The 5,048-nt window shown below is 64.7% G+C and carries 4 protein-coding genes and 1 riboswitch; all 4 genes read right to left on the bottom strand.

Annotated elements, in window-relative coordinates; genetic code table 11:
• Nucleotides 1-331 precede the first annotated feature (331 nt).
• A complete protein-coding gene (locus tag JNN06_RS08120; RefSeq protein WP_291239088.1) occupies nt 332-1,420 on the bottom strand; it encodes a hybrid-cluster NAD(P)-dependent oxidoreductase in 1,089 nt (362 codons plus the stop codon).
• Between the two features lie 5 nt (nt 1,421-1,425).
• Nucleotides 1,426-2,667 (bottom strand): aromatic ring-hydroxylating dioxygenase subunit alpha, encoded by a 1,242-nt coding sequence (locus tag JNN06_RS08115; protein WP_291239087.1) that lies wholly within the window; start codon nt 2,665-2,667, stop codon nt 1,426-1,428.
• Between the two features lie 103 nt (nt 2,668-2,770).
• Nucleotides 2,771-2,957, bottom strand: a riboswitch (cobalamin riboswitch).
• Between the two features lie 69 nt (nt 2,958-3,026).
• Nucleotides 3,027-3,641, bottom strand: a complete 615-nt coding sequence (locus JNN06_RS08110; protein ID WP_291239086.1) for a DNA-3-methyladenine glycosylase — start codon at nt 3,639-3,641, stop codon at nt 3,027-3,029.
• A 144-nt stretch (nt 3,642-3,785) separates the two neighbouring features.
• The gene (locus JNN06_RS08105; RefSeq protein ID WP_291239089.1) at nt 3,786-5,036 is read right to left on the bottom strand and encodes an AGE family epimerase/isomerase; all 1,251 of its coding nucleotides are present in this window, start codon (nt 5,034-5,036) and stop codon (nt 3,786-3,788) included.
• Nucleotides 5,037-5,048 lie beyond the last annotated feature (12 nt).

The following is a 5,048-nucleotide window of genomic DNA, read 5'->3' as shown; positions in this document are numbered from 1 at the left end:
GCCCGCGCAGGTCGATCTGCACGATGTCCTCGGCTTTGTCATCCTCCAGCGAGGCGATGACGGCTGCGAGAAGAACCTCGCTCGACGGGTCGGCATCGGTCATGCGCGCGGCCCTCGGTCCGACCGGCAGCCCGGTCGCAGGATCAGAATGAGACAGGACATCGTCCTCCAGTAAGCGCGCCCATCGCCCGGCGCCGGGGTCATCTGCATGCCATGGTATCACCTGCGACGACCCGTTTCAATCAGAGGGGCCGGAGACGCTCCAGGGCAAGGGCAGCCGCTTACACGCTTTGGCGCGGCAGGGCAAGGCCTGCGGCGCCAAAGCCAGGGATCAGACCTCGACGCTGATCGCCCCCATCGGATGCGAGCAGCAGGCCAGGATGAAGCCCTCAGCCACATCCTCGTCCGAGATGCCGCCATTATGCACCATATGCACCTCGCCTGCGGTTTTCTTCACCTTGCACGTGCCGCACAGGCCAAAGGTGCAGCCCGAGGGGATGTTGAGGCCCGAGCGTTTCGCCACGGCCAGAACCGTGTCGGTTTCGGTGCAAGGCGCGGTGACGCCCGAGGCGGTGAAGCTGATCGAGGCCCCGGCCTCCGACGGCACCACATCGGTGAGCGCCGGTTTTTCCGCCTCGGTCGCCACGGCAAGGCCGAAGCTTTCCTGATGGTAGTGGTTCATGTCAAAGCCAAGCGCGTTCAACATGTCGCGCACGGCCTGCATGAAGGGCTCCGGCCCGCAGCAGAACACCTCGCGTTCCAGATAATCCGGGGCCATCAGCCCCAGCATGATCTGGCTCAGCCGCCCCTTGTAGCCGGGCCAGACGCGGAACGGGTCGGCCTCCTCCACGGTGAAGCGCAATTGCAGCCCCGGCACCCGGTTGGCGAATTGCTCCAGCCGCTCGCGGAAGATGATCTCCGACGGGCGGCGCGCGGCATGGACGAACACGATGTCCGGCATCTGCCCCGAATCCCAGGCCCAGGTCGTCATGGACATCATTGGCGTGATGCCGGAGCCTGCCGAGATGAACAGGTATTTCTTCGCCGGATGCTTGTGCGAGGTGAAGATGCCGTTGGGGCCATAGGCCTTGATCTTCACCCCCGGTTTCAGATGGTCCAGCATCCAGCGCGTGCCGATGCTGCCCGCCTGCGCCTTTACCGTCACCGTGATCGACAGGGGCCGCGAGGGGCTGGAGCTGATGGTATAGGTGCGCTGCACATTGCCGCCGGGCACATTCTTCGGGTCCACTGGCAGATCCAGCGTGATGAACTGCCCCGGCTGATAGTCGAACCACGCGCCCGAAGGCGCGCGGAAGGTAAAGCTGGCAGTGTCGTCATTTTCCGGCACGACCATGGCGCATTCCAGCAACTCGCTGTCTTTCCACGATTCTGCCGTCCAGTTGGCGCGTGTCTTGGCCATGCCGCTCACTCCGCTGCGAGGGCGGGCTTGGGCGCCAGCCGGGTGGTCATGGTCTCGCAATACCAGTCGACGAACTGGATCACGCCTTCCTCCTGAATGGTGGAATAGGGGCCGGGCTCGTAGGCGGGCGACAGGATGCCCTTCTGGTTCTCCTCGACCACCTGACGGTCCTCGTCATTGGTGTTCATCCAGACGGTCGTGAGATCCGCCAGATCGTAATCGACGCCCTCCACCGCATCCTCGGGCACCAGCCATTTGGTCGTCACCTGCGTTTCGGTGGCCGAGATCGGCAGCACGCGGAACACGATGGCATGATCGGCGAGGAAATGGTTCCAGGTGTTCGGATAGTGGAAGAACAGCAGGCTGCCCGCATCATTGAACGGCATCTCGCCCATGCGCTTGCCCTTCACCGCCGCCTTGCCCGACAGGGTATAGCTTTCGGCATTGTTCAGCAGCGGAAGGCGCGCCAGACGCCATTGCATCCTGGGGTGATTGATGAAGCGCGAGGGCAGGCCCGCCGCTTCGCAACGCGCCCAATGCGCCAGAATATCGGGGCTGGCGGCATCGGGGCCCTCCATCGCCGTCATGCGCGGATTGTCGGAATAGGTGCGGCACAGCGAGGGGTGCGAGCCGCCGCAGTGATAGCATTCGCGGTTGTTCTCGATCACCAGCTTCCAGTTGCCCTTCTCGATGATGGTCGAGCTATGGGCGACCTTGGCCTTTTTCAGACCCGAGGGGGCCAGGTAACTGGTGACGGCTTTCGCCAGATCGGCAATGGGGGGCGGCACTTCGGCCAGACAGATGAACACCATCCCGCCCAGATCGACGCAATGCACCTTTTTCAATCCATGCGCGGCCAGATCAAAGCCGTCCTGCATGTCGCGGGCATACATCAGCTTGCCGTCAAGATCATAGGTCCATTGGTGGTAGGGGCAGACCAGCTTCGGGGTCGAGCCGGTTTCCTTGGCGCAAAGCCGCTGGCCCCGGTGACGACAGACATTGTGAAACGCCCGGATCATGCCATCGGTGCCGCGGGTGATCACCACCGGATAGGCGCCCACTTGCAGCGTGGCGAAATTGCCGGTTTTCGGGATCTCGCAGGATGGAATTGCGAACAGCCATTCCTTGTAAAAGATCTGGTCGAGGTCGTGGGCCAACACCCCCTCGTCGCAGTACAGGTCGCGTTCAAGCGAATAGTTTTCACGGCGCGCACCAAGGCGCGCCAGCATTTCGGACTGGCTGAGCATCTCGTTCCCTCGCTGTCCTGCGCCTCCCCGCGCAGGATTTTTCCTGTTGAGGCAAGCTCTTGTCCGGCGGTGCCTCTCCACACCGTTCCCCGAACCCGCGCTTGCGCGTTTCGCATGCGAAGGCTGGTTTCCGGGCTGGAGAGTGGCCTTGCGGCCCTGTGCGGCGCCTTCCCGGTTGCCCAGTGGCATTCGCCGCACTCTCCCGTCACCGTTGCGGGGGCAGCGCCGGAGTTCCACCGGCTTCCCAATTCTCCGCTGTCGCCAGCGGCACCTTGCTTGTTGACGCTAGGACAAAAGCGACATCCACCATGTGCCGAATGCGACATCCGGCAGGGTGAATGCGGTGCGGGTGCAAATGATCAGGCTGCCGGGAAGGGGCGCGACAGATACGGAGACTTCGCCTGGCCAAAGCGCCAGGGCCGATCCGCCGCCTGACGGATGCCGATGCGGGGGCCGCAGACGATCTCGTGCACAGGGCCGGGGGCCAGCAACAGCTCTTGCGTGGCATAGCGTTGGCCGTTCAAGGCGGCGCTGACCCCAAGCGCTTGCCCCAACCGGCCGGGGCCTGCCGCCAGAGGGCGGGCGCCCTGTCGGCGGCTGACCATCAGGTCAAGCCCCGCCACAGGCTCCATGGATCGGAACAGCACAGCGCTTCCGGGCAGGCAGGTGACATTCAGGCACCAATGCAGCCCATAGCTGCGATAGACATAGGCCGTGCCGGGCGGGCCGAACATGGCCGCATTGCGGGGAGTCTGGCCGCGAAAGCTGTGCGAGGCGGGATCATCGGCGGCATAGGCTTCGGTCTCGGTGATCCAGCCGCCGCAGGCACCCAGTTGCAACCAGGCGCCGACCAGATCGCGCGCCACCTGCACGACATCGCGCGCGAAAAACAGATCGGGCAGGGGGATCAGATCAGCGCCACCCCGATCAAGGCCCAGACGCCGGTGCCAAGCGAAATGGACGGCAAGATCCACCAGCCGCTGCGAAGTTGTCCGCTTCCCGTTTTGGTTGCCATGATCCCCCCTGCCAGCGATCTTTCCGATCATTGTTTCCCGATTGAGAACGCAATGCCGGGCATCCGTCAACAGGAACTCTGCCTGCCAAAGGTTGAGAAAGCGTTAATCCGCCTCAACCTGCTGCAAGCCACGCGCCGCGCGCGAGAGGCCCGGCGCGAGGGGGAACAGCGCGGCCTGCACCGAATGGTAAAGATCGGGCTTGCCGGCAAACTGGGTGGCCGCAGGCGCCCCGGCCGCATCCAACTCGGGGAACCAGCCGCCCCGGGCATGGTCGATCAGGCTGGTATCGGCAAAGGCCCAGAGGCGACGATACCAGACCTCATCCTCGGCTCGCCGCTCCAGCTTGATCAGCGCGGCCAGCGCGCCGATCGCCTCGGTCACTGGCCACCAATAGCGGTTGCGCACATCGACAGCGCCGTCGAAGCCCAGCGTATAGGCAAACCCGCCCTCGGGCAGCCAGGCCTTCAGCGCCTCTTCGATCAGCGCGCGGGCGCGGGCGGGGGTGCCATCGGCGGGCCGCCCCGCCAAATCCCACCATTGCAGGGCCAAACGCCCGAATTCAAAGGAATGTCCGGGCGTGGTGCCCGCCGGGCGGAACATCGGATTGCCCGCATAGCCCGCATCCACCGACCAATCCGCGCGGTAATGTTCGGGGATGCGCCAGCCATGGGCAGGCGCCATCCGGCCCAGAAAAAACGCCAGAATGCGCCCGGCGCGCGCCAGATACAGCGCCTCGCCCGTCGCCTCATAGGCGGTCAACAGCGCCTCGGTGGCGTGCATATTGGCATTCATGCCGCGATAATCCGAGAACGGGGTCCAGTCGCGGTTGAACTCATCGGCAAAGAGCCCCGGGCCCTCTTCCCAGAACCGCCGGTCCAGCACCTCTGCCACATCGGCCATCAGGCGGTCGGCATCGGGATGGCCCGCCATCTTGGCCGAAGCCCCCGCCAGCAGCACGAAAACATGGCCATAGGCCAGTTTGCGCCCATCCGCCACCGCATCGCCCGCCATGCCCCAGACATAGCCGCCATGGCTGCGATCCCGGTGATGCGACCACAGATACTCCATGCCCAGATCGACAATCTCGCCCGCGCCGGGGATGCCCGAGGCCACACCAAGCGCATAGGAATGCACAAGCCGGGTCGTGGTATGCAGCTCTTGCAGGGTCTCCGGCAGGGGCGCGCCGTCATGATCCAGCACATGAAACCCCGGCGCCGCATTCGGGTAACGCCTTGGGCTGGCAGCAAAAAACGCGAATTGCCGCGCGGCCTCGGCCCGCAGGAAGGCACGATGCGCGGGATGATCCAGCCAGAAGCCGGGGGCATCGGCAGGGCCAAGGTGAGCATGGGGCATGGGAATCCCTTC

This window comes from Gemmobacter sp. (genome assembly GCF_016792925.1).
Taxonomy (GTDB): Bacteria; Pseudomonadota; Alphaproteobacteria; order Rhodobacterales; family Rhodobacteraceae; genus Gemmobacter.
The sequence above is the reverse complement of the archived record's forward strand: the minus strand, read 5'-3'. Positions and strand labels throughout refer to the sequence as shown.